General features: G+C 62.2%; 20 protein-coding genes and 1 pseudogene. 10 read left to right on the top strand and 11 right to left on the bottom strand.

Annotated elements, in window-relative coordinates; genetic code table 11:
• Positions 1–156 precede the first annotated feature (156 nt).
• Positions 157–1,665, top strand: a complete 1,509-nt coding sequence (gene mqo, locus PSH78_RS04930; RefSeq protein ID WP_305498879.1) for a malate dehydrogenase (quinone) — start codon at positions 157–159, stop codon at positions 1,663–1,665.
• Between the two features lie 103 nt (positions 1,666–1,768).
• On the opposite strand, the pseudogene PSH78_RS04925 reads toward mqo, so the two are convergent.
• Positions 1,769–2,058: pseudogene (locus PSH78_RS04925) on the bottom strand (PA4642 family protein).
• A 62-nt stretch (positions 2,059–2,120) separates the two neighbouring features.
• Positions 2,121–2,606, bottom strand: coding sequence for a hypothetical protein (locus PSH78_RS04920; RefSeq protein ID WP_305498877.1), 486 nt, complete (start codon positions 2,604–2,606; stop codon positions 2,121–2,123).
• A gap of 297 nt (positions 2,607–2,903) precedes the next feature.
• On the opposite strand from PSH78_RS04920, the gene dauA reads away from it, so the two are divergent.
• A complete protein-coding gene (dauA, locus tag PSH78_RS04915) occupies positions 2,904–4,643 on the top strand; it encodes a C4-dicarboxylic acid transporter DauA (RefSeq protein WP_305498875.1) in 1,740 nt (579 codons plus the stop codon).
• Positions 4,644–4,651: 8 nt separating this feature from the next.
• Here the strand turns inward: dauA and PSH78_RS04910 are convergent, their stop codons facing one another.
• On the bottom strand, positions 4,652–5,209 hold the full coding sequence (locus PSH78_RS04910) for a hypoxanthine-guanine phosphoribosyltransferase (RefSeq protein ID WP_305498872.1): 558 nt from the start codon (positions 5,207–5,209) through the stop codon (positions 4,652–4,654).
• 163 nt (positions 5,210–5,372) lie between these two features.
• Here PSH78_RS04910 and upp point away from each other — a divergent pair, with 163 nt between their 5' ends.
• Positions 5,373–6,011: a uracil phosphoribosyltransferase gene (upp, locus tag PSH78_RS04905; RefSeq protein ID WP_305498871.1), complete on the top strand. Its 639-nt coding sequence runs from the start codon at positions 5,373–5,375 to the stop codon at positions 6,009–6,011.
• Between the two features lie 2 nt (positions 6,012–6,013).
• Positions 6,014–7,288: a uracil-xanthine permease family protein gene (locus PSH78_RS04900; protein WP_305498868.1), complete on the top strand. Its 1,275-nt coding sequence runs from the start codon at positions 6,014–6,016 to the stop codon at positions 7,286–7,288.
• 127 nt (positions 7,289–7,415) lie between these two features.
• On the opposite strand, the gene hemH is transcribed toward PSH78_RS04900, so the two are convergent.
• Both hemH and PSH78_RS04890 read right to left on the bottom strand, forming a co-directional pair.
• Positions 7,416–8,441, bottom strand: a complete 1,026-nt coding sequence (gene hemH / locus PSH78_RS04895; protein WP_305498867.1) for a ferrochelatase — start codon at positions 8,439–8,441, stop codon at positions 7,416–7,418.
• 13 nt (positions 8,442–8,454) lie between these two features.
• Positions 8,455–9,354: a TIGR01777 family oxidoreductase gene (locus tag PSH78_RS04890; RefSeq protein ID WP_305498865.1), complete on the bottom strand. Its 900-nt coding sequence runs from the start codon at positions 9,352–9,354 to the stop codon at positions 8,455–8,457.
• Between the two features lie 196 nt (positions 9,355–9,550).
• On the opposite strand from PSH78_RS04890, the gene PSH78_RS04885 reads away from it, so the two are divergent.
• From PSH78_RS04885 to PSH78_RS04860, 6 genes are all read left to right on the top strand, one after another.
• Entirely contained in the window at positions 9,551–10,537 is a 987-nt protein-coding gene (locus PSH78_RS04885) for an NAD(P)/FAD-dependent oxidoreductase (RefSeq protein WP_305498863.1), read from the top strand.
• A gap of 172 nt (positions 10,538–10,709) precedes the next feature.
• On the top strand, positions 10,710–11,672 hold the full coding sequence (locus PSH78_RS04880; RefSeq protein ID WP_305498861.1) for a 2-thiouracil desulfurase family protein: 963 nt from the start codon (positions 10,710–10,712) through the stop codon (positions 11,670–11,672).
• Complete coding sequence (locus PSH78_RS04875) at positions 11,672–12,610, top strand: MerR family transcriptional regulator (RefSeq protein ID WP_305498859.1); 939 nt, start codon at positions 11,672–11,674, stop codon at positions 12,608–12,610. Before PSH78_RS04880 ends, PSH78_RS04875 begins: the two co-directional genes overlap by 1 nt.
• 12 nt (positions 12,611–12,622) lie before the next feature.
• Complete coding sequence (gene phrB, locus PSH78_RS04870) at positions 12,623–14,056, top strand: deoxyribodipyrimidine photo-lyase (RefSeq protein WP_305498858.1); 1,434 nt, start codon at positions 12,623–12,625, stop codon at positions 14,054–14,056.
• A gap of 112 nt (positions 14,057–14,168) precedes the next feature.
• On the top strand, positions 14,169–14,933 hold the full coding sequence (locus PSH78_RS04865) for an SDR family oxidoreductase (protein ID WP_305498856.1): 765 nt from the start codon (positions 14,169–14,171) through the stop codon (positions 14,931–14,933).
• Between the two features lie 28 nt (positions 14,934–14,961).
• Positions 14,962–15,267, top strand: coding sequence for a YkgJ family cysteine cluster protein (locus PSH78_RS04860; RefSeq protein ID WP_305498855.1), 306 nt, complete (start codon positions 14,962–14,964; stop codon positions 15,265–15,267).
• Between the two features lie 109 nt (positions 15,268–15,376).
• On the opposite strand, the gene PSH78_RS04855 is transcribed toward PSH78_RS04860, so the two are convergent.
• The 6 genes from PSH78_RS04855 to hemA form a co-directional block, all read right to left on the bottom strand.
• Positions 15,377–15,895: an acyloxyacyl hydrolase gene (locus PSH78_RS04855; RefSeq protein ID WP_305498853.1), complete on the bottom strand. Its 519-nt coding sequence runs from the start codon at positions 15,893–15,895 to the stop codon at positions 15,377–15,379.
• Between the two features lie 112 nt (positions 15,896–16,007).
• Entirely contained in the window at positions 16,008–16,799 is a 792-nt protein-coding gene (murI, locus tag PSH78_RS04850) for a glutamate racemase (RefSeq protein ID WP_305498851.1), read from the bottom strand.
• Positions 16,792–17,547, bottom strand: a complete 756-nt coding sequence (locus PSH78_RS04845) for a molybdopterin-synthase adenylyltransferase MoeB (protein WP_305498848.1) — start codon at positions 17,545–17,547, stop codon at positions 16,792–16,794. The genes murI and PSH78_RS04845 overlap by 8 nt, the downstream gene beginning before the upstream one ends.
• Positions 17,541–18,371: a peptide chain release factor N(5)-glutamine methyltransferase gene (prmC, locus tag PSH78_RS04840; RefSeq protein ID WP_305498847.1), complete on the bottom strand. Its 831-nt coding sequence runs from the start codon at positions 18,369–18,371 to the stop codon at positions 17,541–17,543. The genes PSH78_RS04845 and prmC overlap by 7 nt, the downstream gene beginning before the upstream one ends.
• A gap of 14 nt (positions 18,372–18,385) precedes the next feature.
• Complete coding sequence (gene prfA / locus PSH78_RS04835) at positions 18,386–19,468, bottom strand: peptide chain release factor 1 (protein ID WP_305498846.1); 1,083 nt, start codon at positions 19,466–19,468, stop codon at positions 18,386–18,388.
• Positions 19,465–20,754: a glutamyl-tRNA reductase gene (gene hemA / locus PSH78_RS04830; RefSeq protein ID WP_305498845.1), complete on the bottom strand. Its 1,290-nt coding sequence runs from the start codon at positions 20,752–20,754 to the stop codon at positions 19,465–19,467. Before hemA ends, prfA begins: the two co-directional genes overlap by 4 nt.
• Positions 20,755–20,863 lie beyond the last annotated feature (109 nt).

Below are 20,863 nucleotides of genomic sequence, written 5' to 3'. Positions count from 1 at the left end.
TTGAGGCCAGGCTGCATGCATCCGCAGTGTTGCGAAAAATTGCGAAGATTCGGACATGGCGATCCTGGCCATGGATACCTGGGGCGCAACTGACCTGCCCCGCTTCCTGGCCGCTATGCCGACAATTTGGTGCTGCAGATTTTGGAGACGCGTTAAATGGCGCATAACGAAGCAGTCGACGTAGTTCTGGTAGGGGCCGGCATCATGAGTGCCACCCTGGCCGTGCTGCTCAAGGAGCTCGACCCGGCGATTTCGCTGGAAGTCGTCGAGCTGATGGATTCGGGTGCCGCGGAGAGTTCCAATCCCTGGAACAACGCCGGTACCGGCCACGCCGGGCTGTGTGAGCTGAACTACACGCCCCAGGCCGCCGATGGCAGTGTCGACATCAAGAAAGCCGTGCACATCAACACCCAGTTCGAGGTGTCGAAGCAGTTCTGGACGTACCTGACCAAAAAAGGCACGTTCGGCTCGTCGAAGTCCTTCATCGCCCCGGTGCCGCACCTGAGCTTCGTGCAAGGCGAGAAAGGCGTGGAATTCCTCAAGAAGCGCTTCGAGCTGATGCGCCAGCACCATGCCTTCGCCGACATGGAGTACACCGAAGACCGCGACCAGATGGCCGAGTGGATGCCGCTGATGATGCCAGGCCGCCCGGCTGACGAAGTCATCGCCGCGACCCGCGTCATGAACGGTACCGACGTCAACTTCGGCGCCCTGACCAACCAGTTGCTCAAGCACCTGGGCAGCGCGCCGGATACCCAGATCAAATATTGCAAGCGCGTCACCGGCCTCAAGCGCAAGGGCGATGGCTGGACCGTGAGCATCAAGGACGTCAATTCCGGCAGCACCCGTGAGGTCGACGCCAAATTCGTCTTCCTCGGTGCCGGCGGCGCCGCGTTGCCGCTGCTGCAGGCTTCGGGTATTGAAGAAAGCAAGGGCTTCGGCGGTTTTCCGGTCAGCGGCCAGTGGCTGCGTTGCGACAACCCGGAAGTGGTCAAGCATCACCAGGCCAAGGTCTACAGCCAGGCCGCGGTGGGCTCGCCGCCGATGTCGGTGCCGCACCTCGATACCCGCGTGGTCGATGGCAAGAAATCCCTGCTGTTCGGGCCATACGCCGGCTTCACCACCAAGTTCCTCAAGCATGGCTCGCTGATGGACCTGCCGCTGTCGGTACGCGCCGGCAACATCGGCCCGATGCTGGCCGTGGCCCGGGACAACATGGACCTGACCAGGTACCTGATCAGCGAAGTGATGCAGTCCATGGAGCAGCGCCTGGAATCCCTGCGGCGCTTCTACCCCGAGGCGAAAGCCGAGGACTGGCGCCTGGAAGTGGCTGGCCAGCGCGTGCAGATCATCAAGAAAGACCCGAAGAAAGGCGGCATCCTGCAATTCGGTACCGAACTGGTGGCAGCCAAGGACGGCACCCTCGCCGCCCTGCTCGGCGCGTCCCCAGGCGCTTCGGTCACCGTGTCGATCATGCTCGAACTGATCGAGCGCTGCTTCCCGGAAAAAACCAAGGGAGAGTGGGCCGCCAAGCTCGCGGAAATCTTCCCGGCCCGGGAGAAGGTGCTGGAAACAGATGCGGCGCTGTATCGCAAGGTCAACGCGCAGAACAACATCGCGCTGGAACTGGTTGAAGCAAGCAGCGAAACCCAAAGCTACGCTTGATTCTCCCGGATAAAAAAACGCCCCGTTCTCCATGAGAGCGGGGCGTTTTTTTCGTGGCGAGGGAGCTTGCTCCCGCTGGCCTGCGAAGCAGGTCCTGAATCAATCAGCCACGCGCCTTGTTGATCAACTCGATGTATTCCTCGGCATTACGCTGATCCTGGATCAACGCAACGAAATCATTACCGTGCTCGTCCTTGCCGCGTTGAGGTCATGGCCGGCCTCGACAAAGAACGTCAGGAAGCGCTCGAAATCGTCGACACGCAGCCCACGGTAGGCCTTGATCAGTTTGTGCAGCGACGGCGAAGTGGCATCGACGGGCTCGAAATTGAGGAACAGCTTGATCTGTTCGTCGCCAATCTCGTCACCAATCACTTGTTTCTTGTCTTTACGCATTGCCGGCTCCAGCTCGCACAGTTCACGGGGCGGGCAGTTTACCCCCCGGCGGGCCTCGGGGCTCAACGCGGGCGTGCGGCGCCAGTGTGCAGGTCGGCCCAGATATGGCCATTGGCGTAGCTGAGGAACTGCACATAGACCGTGTCGTTGCGCAACAGATCGATCACCACCCGGTACTGGGCCTGTGGATAAGACAGTGTCAGGGTCTTGCTCGCCTCATCGAATACCGGTTTCTTCAGGCTTTTGCTTTCGCCATCGAAATTGAGGATCACCTGGCTGATGGTGGCGCCCTTGTTCAGGGGCTTGCCTTTGAGCCGCACCATCAATGGCGAGGTGACCGGGATCGGCTGCTGGTTGGATGGGCGCTGGTTGCCCAACACCACCGAATACTCGGTGACTTGCAGAAGCTGCTGCTGTTCGGGCTGTTCCTGACGCGCCACCAGGTCATCGGGAGGCAGGAACTGGCTGTGCATCGGCGCGGCCATGGCCAGCAACGGCAAGCCGCAGATCAGCAGCAGAGCGGCACAGCGGCGGATCGATACACTCATGACAGGCTCCGGAAGGCATGGCTGGGCACGCTAGCATCCCTTGAAAAAATATGCGACCCGGGTCAATACAGCGGGGCTTGCGGCGCGGCATACTCAGTGAGGCCATCGGTGTCGGCCCGCTGGCGTATGCCTTTTGTGGCGAGGGAGCTTGCTCGCGCTCGGCGGCGCAGCCGTCGTAAATCGGCTAACGCGTTCCGTCTGAAAGATTTCAACGGCCCATTTCGGGTCTGCTGCGCAGCCCAGCGGGAGCAAGCTCCCTCGCCACGGGTTTATTGTCCAGTCTATGCGAGGAGCATCATGGCCTTCTCCGCCCCACCGCTGTTCGCCGCCTGGCGCCAAGCCTGGCGTGCCGGTTACACCCTTGAGCGCCTGCGCGGCGACCTGGTAGCCGGGCTTACGGTCGGCATCATCGCCATCCCCCTGGCCATGGCCCTGGCAATCGCCGTTGGCGTGCCGCCACAACACGGTCTTTACACCGTGCTGGTGGCCGCCCCCTTGATTGCCTTGACCGGCGGCTCGCGATTCAACGTGAGCGGGCCGACGGCCGCATTCGTCGTCATCCTGCTGCCCATCACCCAGCAATACGGCCTGGGTGGCCTGCTGCTGTGCACAATGCTTGCCGGACTGATCCTGATTGCGCTGGGGCTGATGCGCGCCGGGCGCTTGATCCAGTTCATCCCTTATCCGGTGATCCTCGGTTTCACCGCCGGGATCGGCGTGGTGATCGCGACCCTGCAATTGAAGGACCTGTTGGGCCTGAGCACGGCGGGCCAGGCCACGCATTACATCGAACAGCTCGGCGAATTGATCGTGGCGCTGCCCGGCGCACGGCTTGGCGACGCCATTATCGGCGCGGCGTGTCTGGCCGTATTGATGATCTGGCCGCGCTGGGTGCCACGCGTTCCGGGCCATCTGGTCGCGCTGCTGATCGGCGCGTTGCTGGGACTGGCCATCGAGCGCGCCGGGCTTCCGGTCGCAAGCCTGGGGGAGCGCTTCAGCTACGTCGTCGATGGCATCGTCTACCCCGGCATCCCGCCTTTCCTGCCGCGCTTCGACTGGCCCTGGAACCTACCGAATGGCCAGGGCGGTGCGTTGATACTTTCCTATGACCTGTTCCGCCAATTACTGGGCCCGGCCTTCGCCATCGCCATGCTCGGCGCCATCGAGTCATTGCTCTGCGCGGTGGTGGCGGATGGCATGACCGGGAGCAGGCACGACCCCAACGCCGAATTGATCGGCCAGGGCCTGGGCAACCTCGTGGCGCCGTTGTTCGGCGGCATCACCGCCACCGCCGCAATTGCCCGCAGCGCAACCAACGTGCGCAGCGGCGCGTCATCGCCCCTGGCGGCGATCATTCACAGCCTGGTGGTGCTGGTGGCGATTGTATTGCTCGCGCCGCTGTTCAGTTACTTGCCGATGGCGGCACTGGCGGCGTTGCTGGTGATGGTCGCCTGGAACATGAGCGAGGCCGGGCATGTGCTGCATACCCTGCGCATCGCCCCGCGCAGCGATGTGCTGGTGCTGCTGACCTGCCTGGGCCTGACGGTGCTGTTCGACATGGTCCTGGCCGTCGCCGTCGGCCTGTTGCTGGCCGCCGGGCTGTTCATCAAGCGCATGAGCGAACTGACCGACAGTGCCGAATTGCCACGCCATACCCACCAGGCCTTGCTGGACATGCCCGAGCATGTTCGCTGCTACGCCATTCGCGGGCCGCTGTTCTTCGGGGCGGCGGAGAAGGCCCTGGATGTATTGCGCCGGTTCGACCCGGGCGTCCGGGTGGTGGTCGTGGACATGAGCGCGGTGCCGATGCTGGACATGACGGCCCTGGCCGCGCTGGAAAATATCCTCAGGGACTATCGAAAGCAGGGCATCGGCCTGATCCTGGTCGCGACGGCACCGAGGGTACGCCTGAAACTGCGCCGCGCCGGGGTCCACCGCGAGCAGCGGCAGTTGGCGTATGTGCAGACGCTGGAACAGGCGCGGAGCAAGAGTGAGCGCTGGCTGGCCGCGAGCGCAGCGCACTCAAGACTGGTTTGACTGTGTGGTTACATCCCCTTGACGGCAAAAATACCATTGGCGTTACGCCAGTAGCCTTTGTAGTCCATGCCGTAGCCAAAGATGTAGCGATCGATGCACGGCAAACCGACGAAGTCGGCCTTCAGGTCGGGACGGGCCTTGCGGTCGTGGTCCTTGTCGATCAGCACGGCGGTATGTACGGCACGGGCGCCAGCGTGTTTGCAGAAATCGATGATCGCGCCCAGGGTGTGACCTTCATCGAGGATATCGTCGATGATCAGCACGTCGCGGTCGATGAACGAGACTTCCGGCTTGGCTTTCCAGAACAGGTCGCCGCCGCTGGTTTCGTTGCGATAGCGGGTGGCGTGCAGGTAGGAAGCTTCCAACGGGAAGTCCAGGTAGGTCAGCAGCTTGCCGGAGAAAATCAGCCCGCCGTTCATCACGCAGAACACCACCGGGTTGCGGTCAGCCAACTGATCGTTGATTTGCGCACCGACACGGGCAATGGCCGCTTCGACTTCAGCTTCGGTGTACAGGCAGTCAGCCTCTCGCATGACTTGACGGATATGCTCGAGATCAGCGGACATGGCGCTCTCCAAGGGTGGCGTTTGCGGAAAAGCGGGCAAAGGTACGCATCCCGCCCGGCCAGATCAAGCGTTTGTGGACTAACGTTCTGTATTGTCTATAGGACAACACCCTCGGATAGATTAATCTAGGCCGGTTTTTTTGCCCGCCGCCGGAGCCTTCCCCATGCCCATCCTCGAGATCCGCCACCCGCTGATCAGACATAAACTCGGCCTGATGCGCCGCGCCGACATCAGCACGAAGAACTTCCGCGAGCTCGCCCAGGAAGTCGGTGCCCTGCTCACCTACGAAGCCACCAAGGACCTGCCGCTGGAATCCTACGAGATCGCCGGTTGGGCGGGCACGGTGCAGGTGGAAAAAATCGCCGGCAAGAAGATTACCGTGGTGCCGATCCTGCGTGCCGGTATCGGCATGCTCGAAGGCGTCCTGAGCCTGATTCCGGGTGCCAAGGTCAGCGCCGTCGGCGTGGCCCGCAACGAGGAGACCCTGCAGGCCCATACCTACCTGGAAAAACTGGTGCCGGAGATCGACGAGCGCCTGGCGATGATCATCGACCCGATGCTCGCCACCGGCAGCTCCATGGTTGCCACCATCGACCTGCTGAAAAAAGCCGGTTGCCGGGACATCCGCGCCATGGTCCTGGTCGCCGCGCCCGAAGGCATCAAGGCCGTGGAAGATGCCCACCCCGACGTGACCATCTATACCGCCTCCATTGACCAGAAACTCAACGAGCACGGCTACATCATCCCGGGCCTGGGCGATGCCGGCGACAAGATCTTCGGCACCAAGCAGAAGGACGCCTGAGCATGCAGGATGAATTCAACGATCCGCTCTGGCGTCAGGTGTTGTCCGGCGCACAGATGCTGTTCGTCGCCTTCGGCGCGCTGGTGCTGATGCCGCTGATCACCGGTCTGGACCCGAACGTGGCGCTGTTCACCGCGGGCCTGGGGACGATCCTGTTCCAGATCGTTACCGGGCGTCAGGTGCCGGTGTTCCTGGCGTCGAGTTTTGCCTTCATCACGCCGATCATTCTCGCCAAGGGCCAGTTCGGCGTCGCGGCGACCATGGGCGGCGTGATGGCGGCCGGTTTCGTCTATACGTTCCTGGGCCTGGCGGTGAAGATCAAGGGCACCGGCTTCATTGACCGGCTGCTGCCACCGGTGGTGATCGGCCCGGTGATCATTTCCATCGGCCTGGCGATGGCGCCAATCGCCGCCAACATGGCGATGGGCAAGGCCGGCGACGGCACCGAGCTGATTCACTATCAGACCGCGATGCTGATCTCGATGCCGGCGTTGCTCACTACTTTGATCGTCGCCGTGTTCGGCAAAGGCATTTTCCGCCTGGTGCCGATCATCTCCGGCGTATTGGTGGGTTTTGCCATGGCCTTTTTCTTCGGTGTCGTCGATACCGCGAAAATCGCCGCCGCCCCCTGGTTCGCCCTGCCGGCCTTCACCGCGCCGGAGTTCAACTGGCAAGCGATCCTGTTCATCGTGCCGGTAGCCCTGGCGCCAGCGATCGAACACATCGGCGGGGTGATCGCCGTGGGTAGCGTGACCGGTCGCGACTACCTGAAAAAACCCGGCCTGCATCGCACGCTGTTCGGTGACGGTATTGCCACCACCGCAGCCGGCCTGTTCGGCGGCCCGCCCAACACCACCTATGCCGAAGTGACTGGCGCGGTGATGCTGACCAAGAACTACAACCCGAAGATCATGACCTGGGCCTCGATTTTCGCCATCAGCCTTGCGTTCATCGGCAAGTTCGGCGCACTGCTGCAAAGCATTCCGGTGCCGGTGATGGGCGGGATTTTGTGCCTGTTGTTCGGTTCGATCGCGGCGGTGGGCATGAACACGCTGATCCGCCACAAGATCGACCTGGGCGAAGCACGCAACCTGGTGATCGTTTCGGTGACGCTGGTGTTCGGCATCGGCGGCGTACTGGTCGGCACCGGTACCGGCCCGGACGACTTCGGCCTCAAGGGCATCGCGCTGTGCGCCGTGGTGGCGATCGCGTTGAACCTGATTTTGCCGGGTAATGATGGCTGGAAGCAGAAGAAGGCGGATGAGCCGCTGATCTGAGTTTTCTGTCGTCAGTCAGAAAGCTTCGCGAGCAGGCTCGCTCCCACAGAAGATGTTGTGGACACAAACTTTGTGACCACCGTTTTCCCTGTGGGAGCGAGCCTGCTCGCGAAGGGGCCGCTGATATCTACAACGCCAGCGGCGCCCGCTCGCAAAGGGTGCTCAACACCTTCGCCCACTGCGGATCGTCATTGAGACACGGCACCAGTACCAACTCCTCCCCTCCCGCTTCGCGAAACTGCTCGCGCCCGCGGTCGCCGATTTCTTCCAGCGTCTCGATGCAATCGGCAACGAATGCCGGGCACATCACCAGTACTTTCTTCACGCCGCTTTTGGCCAGTTCGTCCAGGCGCGCCTCGGTGTAAGGTTCGATCCACTTGGCCCGTCCCAGTCGCGACTGGAACGACACCGACCATTTGCCATCCGCCAGCCCCATCTGCCGGGCGAACAGCTCGGCGGTACGAATACACTGGGCGCGGTAACACGTGGCCATGACTTCCGGCGGCGCGTTCCGGCAGCAATCGGCGTCCTTGAAGCAGTGATAGCCCGTAGGGTCGAGCTTGGTCAGATGCCGCTCCGGCAGGCCATGGAAACTCAGCAACAAATGATCGTAATCCTGCATCAGGTACGGCTTGGCGCTGGCAACCAGGGCATCGATATATTCCGGCTGGTCATAGAAGGGCTGGAGAATCGAGAACTGCACCTTGAGCTTTTTCTCGCGCACGACCCGCTTGGCTTCTTCGATGACCGTGGTCACGGTGCTGTCGGCGAACTGCGGGTACAGCGGCGCCAGGGTGATTTTCGTGTGCCCCTGGCTTGCCAGGCGCACCAGGGTCGATTCGATCGATGGCTCCCCATAACGCATTGCCAGCTCCACCGGGCCCTGGGTCCATTGCGCGCTCATGGCCTGTTGCAGACGACGACTGAGGACCACCAGCGGCGAGCCCTCTTCCCACCAGATCGAGGCATAGGCGTGGGCCGATTGCTCGGGGCGCTTGATCAGGATCAGCGACACCAGTAGCCGCCGCACCGGCCATGGCAGGTCGATGACGTAGGGGTCCATCAGAAACTGGTTGAGGTAGCGGCGTACATCGGCCACCGAGGTGGAGGCAGGCGAACCCAGATTCACCAGAAGCAACGCGTGATCGGTCATGCAACGTCCTATTTCAAAGGCGACCCGACAAATCTTCCAGGGCCGCAGACAACTCAGTGAACCGGAATGAAAACCCCGCCGCCTGCAATCGGGCGGGCGTGGCGCGCTGGCCTCCCAGCAACAGCAATGACAACTCCCCCAACGCGATTTTCAACGCAAGCTCCGGCATCGGCACCACGGCCGGGCGATGCAGCACGTGCCCCAAGGCCTTGGCGAAATCGCGGTTGCGCACCGGGTTCGGTGCGCAGGCATTATAAGGACCGCTGGCATCGCTGCGGAGCAGAAGAAAATCAATCAGGGCGATTTGATCGTCGATATGAATCCAGGGCATCCACTGCCGGCCGCTGCCGATACGCCCGCCCATAGCCAGTTTGAACGGCAGCAACAGCCGCGACAAAAAGCCGCCCTCGGCAGACAGGACCAGGCCGGTGCGAACCAGCACCACGCGTATGCCCAGCGCTTCGGCACGTTGCGCGGTTTCTTCCCAGGCGATGCACAACTGGCTGGCGAAGTCTTCGCTGACCGGCCCGGACTCTTCGGTCAACTCCCGCTCGCCGCCGTCGCCATACCAGCCCACCGCAGAGCCGGAAATCAGCACCTGCGGTTTCTGTTCGCAACGCTCCAGCCAGGCCAGCAGACCCTCGGTCAGCGTGACGCGGCTGCTCCACAGCAGCATCTTGCGTTTATGGCTCCAGGGCCGGTCGCCAATAGGCGCGCCGGCAAGGTTGACGACCGCGTCCACCGGTTCGCCAAGCTCATCGAGGCTGGCGATACCGCGCACCTGCGCGCCGCAGATTTTCGCCACCTGTTCGGGCCGACGACTCCAGACCGTCAGGCGATGTCCCTGCTCCAGCCAGTGCCGGCAGAGTTGACGTCCGATCAAACCAGTACCGCCGGTCAGCAATATGTGCATGAGATGTTCCTCGGCTCGCGTTTTACCTGGCCCATTAGTCTATTTTTATAAGTAGGCATTTTTCATATCGGACAGGGTCTGTACCTAACAATAGGACAACCCGCCAAAACGCGAACGGTAAAACTTATACCAAAAACCAGAATTGTACAGGATTAAACGACGGCGTAGTCTGTACAGAAAGGTAAACGAGGCCCTCATGACTGTACCCATCGCAATCATCGGCACCGGCATCGCCGGACTTTCAGCCGCCCAGGCCCTGACGGAGGCCGGGCATGTCGTTCAACTCTTCGATAAAAGCCATGGCAGCGGCGGCCGCATGTCGAGCAAGCGCAGCGACGCCGGCGCACTGGACATGGGCGCACAATATTTCACCGCCCGGGATCGGCGCTTCGTCACGGAAGTCCAGCGCTGGCAAGCCAACGGCTGGGCGGCGGAATGGAACCCGCAGCTCTATCACTTCCAGGACGGGCAGATGAGCCCCTCTCCGGACGAGCAGACCCGCTGGGTCGGTACCCCGCGCATGAGCGCGATTACCCGCGCCCTGCTCGGCGAGCTGCAGGTGCAGTTCTCCTGCCGCATCACCGAGGTCTTTCGTGGCCAGGAACACTGGCACCTGCAGGACGCCGAGGGTTTTACCCACGGCCCGTTCGGCCAGGTCGTGATTGCCACGCCCGCGCCCCAGGCCACGGCATTGCTCGCCGCCGTGCCGAAACTGGCCGGCGTCGCCGCCGGGGTGAAAATGGACCCCACCTGGGCAGTGGCGCTGGCCTTTGAACAACCCCTGGATACACCCATGGAGGGCTGCTTCGTCCAGGACAGCCCCCTCGACTGGCTGGCCCGCAACCGCAGTAAACCAGGGCGCGATGCCACGCTCGATACCTGGGTGCTGCATGCCACCAGCGACTGGAGCCGCCAGCACATCGACATGTCCAAGGAAGCGGTGATCGAGCATTTGCACGGCGCCTTCGCAGAACTGCTGCACAGCGCGATGCCCGCGCCGAGCTTCAGCGTGGCCCATCGCTGGCTGTACGCGCGTCCCGCCGGCAGCCACGAATGGGGCGCCCTGGCCGACGCCGACCTGGGCTTGTATGTGTGCGGAGACTGGTGCCTGTCCGGCCGGGTCGAAGGAGCGTGGCTCAGTGGTCAGGACGCCGCCCGTCGCTTGCACGCCAGCCTTCAATGAGCGCATTCCCCAAGCCATCCGCTGCTGTCACGAGAGGCAGCAGCCGGCGGCCAGGTCACGACATCGTCCTTCGACCTGGAACAATCGGTTGACTTGTTCGCGTACCGACCTATGATGAAAATATTGTACAAGCAATAATATATGTACAAGATTTACCCAGCAGAGGTCGCCCATGCCCAACGAAACTATCACCAAACCGAAAATTGCCATCAGCGCCTGCCTGATGGGTGCCGAGGTGCGCTTCAATGGTGGTCACAAGCAATCGCCGTTGTGCAGCCGCACGCTGGTCGAGTACTTCGATTTCGTGCCGGTGTGTCCGGAAGTCGCCATTGGCCTGGGCGTCCCGCGCGAGCCGATCCGGCTGGTTGGCAACCCCGCGCGCCCCGACGCGGTCGGCACGGTGAAGCGAGACCTCGACGTGACCCAGCCATTGGCCGATTACGGACGACAAATGGCCGCTGAGCTGGACGACATCTGCGGCTATATCTTCATGCAGAAGTCGCCGTCCTGCGGGCTGGAGCGGGTCAAGGTCTACGACCACAACGGCGTCCCGCAGGACGGCGGTGGACGTGGTGTCTACGCCCAGGCCTTTTGCGAGCGCCACCCCGATCTACCGGTGGAGGAAGACGGCCGCCTGAATGATCCGGTACTGCGCGAGAACTTTCTGACCCGTGTATTCGCCTATGCCGCCTGGCAACCGCTGCGCCGCCGGGGGCTGACCCGACGCGACCTGATTGAATTTCACTCACGCTACAAGTACCTGTTGATGGCCCACAATCCGGAGCAATACAAGGCGCTGGGCAACATGCTGGGCAACATGGGCAAGGCCGATCCAGACGAGCTGGGCCAGCGTTATTTCAGCGCGCTGATGGCCGCCTTGAAGAAATGCGCCACCCGACGCACGCACACCAACGTCCTGCAGCACCTGAGCGGTTACCTCAAGCGCGCCATCGATGCCGATGACAAGCAGGAGGTGCAGCACCTGATCGGGCAGTACCGTCTTGGTATTGTGCCACTGGTGGTGCCGTTGACGTTGCTCAAGCATCATCTGCGCCAGCACCCCGACCCCTATCTCGCGCAACAGGTCTACCTGCAACCGCACCCCGAGAACCTCAGCTTGCGAAACGCCATCTGATGAAGAACGAACTCGACTCCAGCGCCAGCGAAGACCTGGGCGCCGACTTCGCCAAGGCCCTCGCGCAGGGCTGGCTGCCCATCCGCGAAGTCGCCCGGCAAACCGGCGTCAATGCCGTCACGCTGCGAGCCTGGGAGCGGCGCTACGGGTTGATCGTGCCGCACCGTACGCCCAAGGGCCATCGCTTGTTCAACCGCGAACATGTGCAGCGGATCCTGAGCATCCTCACCTGGATCGATCGTGGCGTGGCCGTGAGCAAGATAAAACCGTTGCTCGACACACCGCAGCCGTCAGGCGAACCGTTGGAAGACGACTGGCAACGTCAGCGCCATGCCCTGATGCTGGCGGTGACGCAACTGGCCGAGCGTCAGGTCGATGAGTCGGTGAACCAGGCCATGGCGCTGTATCCGCCTTGGACTGTTTGTGAACAGTTGCTCCTGCCCTTGCTGGGTGAGTTGCAATTGCGCTGGCAGAGCCAGTTCGGCGCGCAGCTGGAAAAGGTCTTTCTGTACTCCTGGCTGCGCAGCAAATTCGGCAGCCGGATCTACCACAACAACCGCCAGTTGCGCGGCGCACCGCTGTTGATGATCAACCAGTCCGAGGTGCCCCAGGAGCCCCAGTTGTGGCTCACCGCCTGGCTGGCAAGCAGCGCCGACTGTCCCGTGGAGGTGTTCGACGGGCCGCTCCCGGCGGGCGAGTTGGCCCTGGCGGTCGAACGGCTCAAGGCCCGCGGCGTGCTGCTGTATTCGAGCCAGGCACTGAACCTGTCGCAATTGCCCAGGCTGCTGGGCGGGCTCGACTGCCCGATCATCATCGCCGGCCCCGCCGCCTCGATTCACCAGGCCAAGCTGTCTGCAAGCGCGGCAATGAGCAACGTCAGCTGGGCCGAAGACCCGCTATCGGCTCATCGCGAACTGAGCCGCAGAGAACTCCTCTAGTTGGAAAAATCCATGCAATTGATCTGGCTGCGCAGCGACCTGCGCCTGCACGACAACACCGCCCTGGCGGCCGCCGCTGCCCGGGGGCCCTGCGTAGCGGTCTACCTGCCGAGCCCGAAGCAATGGGCGGCCCATGACGATGCACCCTGCAAGATCGATTTCTGGTTGCGCAACCTCGCGGCATTGAGCACGGCCCTGGCGGAACTGAACATCCCATTGCTGATCCGCAACACGGAGTATTGGAATCAGGCCCCGCAAGTGCTGGTCACGTTATGTCGCGAGCTGGGCATCGGCGCCGTACACGTCAACGAGGAATACGGCCTGAATGAAACCCGGCGCGACGCCGACGTCGCCCGGGCGCTAAAGGATGAGGGCGTGGAATTTCACAGCCATCTCGACCAGCTCCTGTTCAAGCCCGGCAGCGTCCTGACCAAGACCGGCAGCTATTTCCAGGTATTCAGCCAATTTCGCAAAGTCTGCTATAGCCGCCTGCATTTTTCCTTACCGGACCTGGTGCCCGCGCCTGTCCGGCAGGCACCGACCTCCATCGCCAGCGATCCGCTGCCGACGCAGGTCGAAGGGTTCAACCCGCCAAATGCGGCGCTGCGCGATCTCTGGCCCGCCGGCGAAAGCGAAGCCCGGCGCCGGGTCGAGTCGTTCGTCGAACAACACATCGATTACTACCAGAGCGAACGGGATTTTCCGGCCAGACCCGGGACCAGCCAGCTGTCGGCCTATCTGGTGGCCGGCGTGGTTTCACCGCGCCAGTGTCTGCACGCCGCGCTGCAGGCCAATCAGGGCGAGTTCGAGAGTGGAAACGTCGGCGCCGTGACCTGGATTAATGAACTGCTCTGGCGCGAATTCTATAAACACGTTCTGGTGGGATTCCCCCGCGTATCGCGCCACCGCGCGTTCCGCCCGGAAACCGAGGCCCTGGCCTGGCGCAACGACCCCCAGGCACTGGCGGCGTGGAAAGAAGCCCGTACAGGCTTGCCGATCATTGACGCTGCCATGCGCCAATTGCTGGAGACCGGCTGGATGCACAACCGCCTACGGATGGTGGTGGCGATGTTCCTGACCAAGAATCTGTTGATCAATTGGCGGGAAGGCGAACGCTTTTTCATGCAGCACCTGATCGACGGTGACCTGGCGGCAAACAATGGCGGCTGGCAGTGGAGCGCCTCGACCGGCACGGACTCGGCGCCCTGGTTCCGGATTTTCAACCCGTTGAGCCAATCGGAAAAATTCGACCGCGAGGGGTTGTTCATCAAACGCTGGCTACCCGAACTGAACGATCTCGATAAGCCGGATGTCCATAGCCCGAATACCCGTGGCGATTTGTTTGACGCGGTGGACTACCCCGCTCCGATCGTCGACCTCAGCCAGTCCAGGGCCCGCGCCCTGGCAGCGTTCAGGAACCTGCCGTCACGGCAGGAGGTCGGCTGAGAATTTGTGCGGTGAACGAACAGGGGTCGGCCGATGCGGGCTGCCATTCTCAATAGTATGACGATATAGTCGTGAGACCGTTGTGCATCGTCCGGTAAACAAGGAGTGAGGAATGGCTTCGACACCGCCACGGCGATACTGGCTGACCGGCGCCGGTAATGGAATTGGCGCCTCTTTGGCCGAATCGATACTGCGCACCGGCGCCCATCTGGCTGTGAGCTCACGCTTGCCGTGCGATACGCTTTTGGCAAGATATCCAGGACAGGTCCTGATCGTGGCCGGCAATCTGACCGACAGTCAGGCCGTACGCGAGGCGGGCGAGCGAATCGCCCGGGAATGGGGCTCTCTGGATACCGTGATCATCAACGCCGGTACCGCCGAATACATCAGCGGACACCCCGTCAACCCATCGATCATCGAGCACATCGTGCGCAGCAACCTGCTGGCCGCCAGCCTGTGTATCGAGGCGGCCTCGCCATTGCTGCGCGCCGGCAATGGGACCCATCTGGTGGGCATCGCCAGTCCGCTGACCTATCTGCCGCCCTCGCAATTCGAGGCCGGGGACCAAGGGATGCGCTTTCTATTCGAATCGGCACGCGGCAAACTGGCCCGCGATGGCATCGACGTGACCATCGTCCACCCAGGATTCGACAACTCATCGCCGGCCATAGACGATGGCTTGCCGCCGTCGATTCGATGGTCGGCTGAAACGGCGGCCCATCACATCCTGACCCAACTGACCGAACGTCCCCTTGAAGTGATCCTGCCCGCCATGTCCATGAACCTGCTCTGGCCATTGCCCTCGAACGACACGGTGCTGGCGGGCGCGCATTCACGTTCGGACAGCTATCAGTGCCCGATCAAGGGACACCCCTGAATAGCGCGCTTGCCTTACACTGCGCGCCATGAAGACCATCCCGCTGCACGAAATCGCCGCGCCCGCCGTCACGTGTTCAACGTGTGCGGCGTGCTGCTGCCAATTGGAAGTCATGTTGATCACCGACACCGGTGTGCCCGAGCGCTTCATCGACACGGACGACTGGGGTGGAGAGGTGATGCTGCGCCTTGACGACGGCTGGTGTGCGGCGCTGGATCGCGACACCATGAGATGCACGATCTACGAAAAACGTCCGCTGATCTGCCGGGAGTTCGAGATGGGCGCGCCGGAGTGCCTGGAAGAGCGCCAGGGCATTGCCACGGCGTATAGATAGAAGAGGCTTTTTGTGGGAGCGAGCTTGCTCGCGATAGCGGTGGTCCAGGCGATACTTGACCGACTGACCTACCGCTATCGCGAGCAAGCTCGCTCCCACAGTTTCTCAGTTACAGCGGCATCGTGTAGTGCAATGCGTAGCTCTCCACGCCATCGTTGGCCGACTTGATGCCGGCGTTGGAATAGTGGGTGGCACGAATGCCGACTTCATGCCCGCCATTGAACCGCAGGCCAAAACCGATGCGGTCTTCGAACTGGAACGCGGTGCCGAGTTTGTTGCTTTCGATTTCAGTGTTTTCAAACAGCGCAACACCGATACCCGCCTCGATGTAAGGTTTCACGTTCTGACCGGCAAACTCGTACACCAGGACTGGCGAGAACGACAGGCTGTGGTTGCTCGAAGTTTCGTCCCCCTCCCAGTACGTGTAGGCACCGCTCCAATAACCGGTCAAGCGACCCACGTCGCTCTGCAGCCAGCTCTTGTCCCAATCGAATTGCATGCCCAGGCGATAGGTCATGGTCGAGTCGCCGGTCTGGCCAACCCCAAATTCCACGCCCGCCGCCTGTGCGGTGTAAGTGTGCCCCAGCAACGCAGCCGCAAACGCGGCAAAGCAGAATAAACGCTTCATTAGAAACATCCTTTTCCGACAGTCTTAGTTAGTTTTTCTTACAGAAGACACAGCTATAGAAATCCACGCCAAATCAGAAGTTCAGCACGATTCACATAATTTTCACGTTTTTTTACAGAACGAAGCTTCGCACAATGCCAGACGAATTCCATAGCATCGGTAGGATTTTTCTTAAATGTATCGGATCAGCGCTACTCCAGAATTGAGTTTCGCTGGCAGGCCCTTCGGCCAGTAGCGCCCGCTCCGCCAACAGGCGCTGGAGTTGCCGGGCCACGGCGGCGCCCGTATCGATCAGACTGATATGGGCCGGAATCATCTGTTTGAGCAACGGCTTGAGGAATGGATAGTGGGTACAGCCAAGGATCAGTGTGTCGCAGCCAGCCGCCAGCAACGGGTTGACGTAGCCTTGTAGCAGTTGGTGCAAGGCCGGACTGTGCAGGTCGCCCGCCTCGATCAATTCCACCAGTCCCGGACAGGGCTGGGTGATCACGCGGACATCCGTGGCGAAGCGGTCGAGCAACGCGGCAAATTTGGCGCTCTGCAAGGTGCCAGTCGTTGCCAGCACGCCAACGATGCCGCTTCGCGTCGCGGCGGCAGCCGGCTTGACCGCCGGCTCCATACCGACGATGGGCCAGTCGGGGTAGTCGCGACGCAGGTCAGCCACCCCGGCGACTGTCGCGGTATTGCAGGCCACCACCAGGGCCTTGGCGCCCTCGCGCCGGAAAAAATCGGCTATGACCGCGCAACGCTGCCGGATAAATTCCGGACTTTTTTCGCCATAAGGAATATGTCCGCAGTCGCCAACGTACAGCAGCGACTCATTGGGCAACAACCGACGGATTTCCCCCAGCACCGACAGCCCGCCGACACCCGAGTCGAACACACCGACCGGCGCCTCACGCATGCCGGTTACCGCAGACACTGCAGCGCGGATCGCGCTTGACGCGTAATTCGCGAAAACGCGTGCCCAGGGCATCGATCAGCAGCAGGCGCCCCACCAGTGGCTCACCGAAACCCGCCAGCAACTTCAAGGCTTCGAGCGCCTGGAGACTGCCCACCAAACCCACCAGCGGACCAAGCACACCGGCTTCGCTGCAGGTCAGCTCGGCTTCGCTGCCGTGCCCGTAAAGGCAGTGGTAGCAAGGGCTTTCGGGACGGCGCGGATCGAATACTGACAACTGCCCTTCCAGGCGAATCGCCGCGCCGCTGACCAGGGGCTTGGCGGCGGTGACACACGCCGCATTCACCGCTTCGCGGGTAGCAAAGTTGTCGGAACAGTCGAGCACCACATCCACCGCCGCCACCGCGCCGGCCAGGGAGTCTTCATCCATGGCGGTCGAATGGGAAACCAGGCGAACCTCGGGATTGATGGCGGTCAGGCGACGCACCGCCGAATCGACCTTGGTGAGGCCGACGCTAGCGGTGTCGTGAATGATCTGTCGCTGCAGGTTGGTCAGGTCGACCGTGTCGAAATCCGCCAGGTGTAACTCGCCGACGCCGGCGGCGGCCAGGTACAACGCCACCGGGGCGCCCAGGCCACCGAGGCCGATGATCAATACGCGGCCCTGCTTGAGGCGCAGTTGCCCATCGATGTCGATGTGCTGCAACAGAATCTGGCGACTGTAGCGCAGCAGTTCTTGATCATTCAGCACGGCAGGCGTCCCAGGCTGATGCGTTCATGATTACCCAGATCCTTGCGACTGTGGACCTCGGCAAACCCTTGCTTTTGCAACAGGCCACGCACCGCCTCGGCCTGGTCATAGCCGTGCTCGAGCATCAGCCAGCCGCCTGCGCCGAGATGATCAGGGGCCTGGGCGATGATTGCACGCAAGTCGTCGAGACCGTCCGGCCCCGCCACCAGCGCACTGGCCGGCTCGAAACGCACATCGCCCTCGGCCAGGTGCGGATCGCTGGAGGCTATATAAGGAGGGTTACTGATGATCAGGTCGAAACGCTCGCCTTCCAGGGCGCTGAACCAATGGCTGCTCAGCACCGTGACATTACGCAGGCCCAGGCGCTGGCGATTGCGCTCGGCCAGGGCCACGGCTTCCAGCACCCGGTCGACCGCCGTGACGTTCCAGGCCGGACGCTCGCTGGCCAGCGCCAGGGCAATCGCGCCGCTGCCGGTGCCAAGGTCGAGGACCCGGGCGGGCGTGGCTGGCAACAATGCCAGTGCGGTCTCGACCAACAGTTCGGTGTCGGGTCGTGGGATCAGTGTATGGGGCGCGACTTCCAGGTCGAGCTTCCAGAAGCCCTGCTGCCCGAGAATATAAGCCACCGGCTCGCCGGAGCGACGGCGACGCAAGTATTCGGAAAACAACAGCGCCGCCTCGCTCGGCACGATTCGCTCGGGCCAGGTGTGCAGGAAGCTGCGGGACTTGCCCAGGGCGGCGGCCAGCAGCAGCTCGGCATCCAGTCGTGGGGTGGGCGAATCCGGCAATTCTGCGGCACGTAGCAAACTGGCGATGATGGTCATGGGTTTACCTCTGCTTACTCGCCAATCGCGGCCAACTGGTCGGCCTGGTATTCAGCGAGCAAGGGCTCGATGACGGCGTCGACACCACCTGCAAGAATTTCGTCGAGGGAATACAGGGTCAGGTTGACACGGTGGTCGGTGACCCGGCCCTGGGCAAAGTTGTAGGTACGGATCCGCTCGGAACGGTCGCCCGAGCCCACCAGCAACTTGCGTTCGCTGGCGATGGCATTGGCGGCGGCGCTGGTCTGCTGGTCGTTGAGCTTGGCCGACAACCAGGCCATCGCCCGCGCGCGGTTCTTGTGCTGGGAGCGCTCTTCCTGGCACTCCACCACGATGCCCGAAGGCAAGTGCGTGATGCGGATCGCCGAGTCGGTCTTGTTCACGTGCTGGCCGCCCGCGCCGGAGGACCGGTAGGTGTCGACCCGCAGGTCCGCCGGGTTGATCTCGATGGCTTCCTGTTCGTCCGGCTCGGGCAATACCGCCACGGTGCAGGCGGACGTATGGATGCGCCCCTGGGATTCGGTGGCCGGCACGCGTTGTACGCGGTGGGCGCCGGACTCGAACTTCAACTTGCCATAGACGTTATCGCCCTCGACCCGGGCGATGACTTCTTTATAGCCGCCGTGTTCGCCTTCGTTTTCCGAGAGGATCTCGACCCGCCAGCCGCGACGCTCGGCGTAGCGCGAATACATGCGGAACAGGTCGCCGGAAAAGATCGCCGCCTCGTCGCCGCCAGTGCCGGCGCGGATTTCGAGGAACACGTTGCGCCCGTCGTTCGGGTCCTTGGGCAACAGCATGCGTTGCAGGTTGCTTTCCAGCTCGACCAGTTGCTCCTTGGCTTCGCGAACTTCTTCCACGGCCATCTCGCGCAGGTCCGGGTCGCTGTCCTTGAGCAGCGCCTGGGCGCCCTCAAGGTCGCTCTGCACCTTGAGCAACTGCTTGTAGGTCGCAACAATCGGCTCGACTTCCGCGTACTCCTTGGAGTAGGTGCGAAATTTGTTCTGGTCGGAAATGACTTCGCCATCGCCCAGCAAGGCGGTCAGTTCCTCGAAACGGTCCTGGAGAATGTCCAGCTTATTGAGCAGTGACGCTTTCATTGCGGTTTCTTATCCGATAAGCCATCCGGTGAAGCTTCACCGAGGGCGAAAAGTTCCTGGGCCATGGCCAGCGCATCGAGGCGGCCTTCGGCTGTCAGCTTCTTGAGCTGGACGCTGGGCGCGTGAAGCAATTTGTTGGTCAGGCCACGCGCCAATTGCACCAACACCTCTTCGGCACTGCCGCCGTTGGCCAGCAGGCGCTGGGCCTTTTGCAGTTCTTCGTCGCGCAGCCGCTCGCTTTGCTGACGATACGCCTTGAGCACATCCACCGCCGCCAGCTCGCGCAGGCGCACCATGAAGTCCTCGGCGCCAACGGTGATCATTTCCTCCGCCGCCTGGGCAGCGCCTTGCCGGCTCTTGAGGTTCTCGGCGACGACTTCGTGCAGGTCATCGACACTGTAGAGGTAAACGTCGTCGAGTTCGCCCACTTCCGGTTCGATGTCACGGGGAACGGCGATGTCGACCATGAAGATCGGCTTGTGCTTGCGCAGCTTCAGGGCGCTTTCCACCGCGCCCTTGCCGAGGATCGGCAGTTGGCTGGCGGTGGAACTGATGACGATGTCGCTGTGCACCAGCTCGGCGGGAATGTCCGAGAGCAGCACTGCATGAGCGCCGAACTGCTCGGCCAGGGTGCTGGCGCGCTCCAGCGTACGGTTGGCGACCACGATGCGCTTCACGCCGAGGTCGTGCAGGTGCCGGGCGACCAGGGTGATGGTCTCGCCCGCGCCGATCAACAGCGCCTGGCTGCGTTGCAAATCACTGAAAATCTGTTTCGCCAGGCTGACGGCGGCGAACGCCACGGACACCGGGTTTTCGCCAATGGCAGTGTCGGTGCGTACTTGCTTGGCGGCATTGAAGGTGGCCTGGAACAGACGCCCCAGCAGCGGGCCAACCGTTCCGGCCTCGCGGGCCACGGCGTAGGCCGATTTCATCTGGCCGAGAATCTGCGGTTCGCCCAGCACCAGCGAATCGAGCCCGGAGGCGACACGCATCATGTGACGAACTGCCGCATCGTCCTCATGCACATAGGCACTGGCGCGCAGCTCTTCAAGGCTCAGATCATGGTATTGGGCCAGCCAGCGCAGCACCGAATCGGCCGAAACGTGATCCTGCTCTATATAAAGCTCACTGCGATTGCAGGTGGAGAGAATCGCAGCTTCTCGGCTGTCGGTGAGTCGGCAGAGCTGCTGCAGGGCCTCCACCAGCTGCTCAGGCGTAAAGGCCACGCGCTCGCGGACGTCTACTGAAGCAGTCTTGTGGTTGATACCAAGTGCAAGGAAGGCCATTCAAGGTCGCTGATGGTGACGTGAAGCCGGCAATTGTCCTACTTCGTCAGATTCAGAACAACCACCACCGACTATTGTCACAATTACCTGTGCCTATGAGGCATCCACC

Source organism: Pseudomonas sp. FP198 (genome assembly GCF_030687895.1).
Lineage (GTDB): Bacteria > Pseudomonadota > Gammaproteobacteria > Pseudomonadales > Pseudomonadaceae > Aquipseudomonas.
The sequence above is the reverse complement of the archived record's forward strand: the minus strand, read 5'-3'. Positions and strand labels throughout refer to the sequence as shown.